We start from the raw sequence: 1,296 nt of genomic DNA on the forward strand, positions 1-1,296 counted from the left end.
GCGTCACTAGTGTCCGGTAAACATGTTTCATAGCTGAAGGCTGCCTTGGGCGACCTTCAGCTTTTCTCGCTCCTGCCTTCGTCGATCCCTCAACGCTGGGGTATCAGGCCGTTCATGCAGGACATGAACGATGCGAACCGTCAGCTCGAACAACGAGCCGGTAAATCCTGAGCGACGGTGGAAAAGTTGCAGTAGCAAGTAGCTGATCAACGCACTGTAAATCTGCAGGCGCACGGCGTTTTCAGTGAAGGCATAGAAGCGTTTGAGTTTCAGATGTTGTTTGATCCACTTGAAAAACAGCTCGATCTTCCAGCGATCTTTGTACAAAGCTGCAATTTCTTCAGCTGTTCTCGTGAAGTCGTTGGTCACCAGGATTAGCGGCGTAGCATGCCCCTCGCGCTCAACAACGACGCGTCTTACCGGCGTTTCCCGGTAGTCATTCCGACGCTTTCCAGACAAATGCTTTTTGCCAAACTGGGCGACTTCATCGGTCACGACCGGGCTTTGCTCCGTCGCGGGCGAGTGCTCATGCAGCACTTTGATATTGGCGTTTTTTTTCAGACGGGTAACGAAGAAAGCACCCTTGGTCTGCAGCTGGTGCCACCAGTTGTAGTCGCAGTAGCCCTTGTCAAAGACATACGTCATGCCGGCCTGAATCGGCATTTTCAGTGCATCGCTCATGTCGTTGACGTTGGCGGGAGTAATGTTCACGTACACCGGGGCCAACTGCGCCAGATCCAACCCCACATGTACTTTTAAGCCTTGTGTAATGCGAGTTTTCGTCGCAGCCGTCCAGCCGTCGAAATTTGGACCACGCAAGGTGATTGAGGTCGAATCAATCAAGCTAACCATGGCGCCGACTTCCTTGCGCTGCTGGCGGCTGATGCCGCGCAACAGGAACTCGCAGAGGTCCTGGAATGGCCGATAGTCGCGTTTATTCAAGGCATCCGACAGGGTCGAACGGGCGATAGGGCCGGCTTTGAGATGGTAGCTATGCGGGCCTAGAGTCTCGGAGAAAGTTGCCAAGGACCGCAGGCTTGAGGCTTGGGTTAGATGTCCGCTGACCAGTGTCACCAGCAATTGCCAGGACGTGCAGCGTTTGACGTAGCGATCAGCCTGGTGACTTTCGATGGATTGCCGGAAGAACTGACGCGGGATTGCACTGAGTAGGTGAGCTAAACGGGTGCTGGAAAACATGAGTCAAAATCGAGTCTGAAAAAAGCCGATTATGACTGATGGCCGCCAACAGCAAGGGGGGAGCAAGCTCCCCCTTCGGTGTTTACCGGACACTAGTGA

1 protein-coding gene is annotated in these 1,296 nt (G+C 53.9%); it reads right to left on the reverse strand.

The genetic code is table 11. The features are described 5' to 3' along the window. Positions 1 to 27: 27 nt before the first annotated feature. Positions 28 to 1,197, reverse strand: a complete 1,170-nt coding sequence (locus tag ACM6I0_RS18955) for an IS4 family transposase (RefSeq protein ID WP_414923006.1) — start codon at positions 1,195 to 1,197, stop codon at positions 28 to 30. Positions 1,198 to 1,296: the final 99 nt, after the last annotated feature.

Origin of the sequence: Pseudomonas sp. IT-P294, from assembly GCF_949767865.1 — a bacterium.
Classification (GTDB): Bacteria; Pseudomonadota; Gammaproteobacteria; order Pseudomonadales; family Pseudomonadaceae; genus Aquipseudomonas.

What these genes read in the sequence shown, in the direction of transcription:
- ACM6I0_RS18955 (WP_414923006.1), bottom strand. Translation starts at nt 1,197, where the DNA reads ATGTTTTCCAGCACCCGTTTAGCTCACCTACTCAGTGCAATCCCGCGT.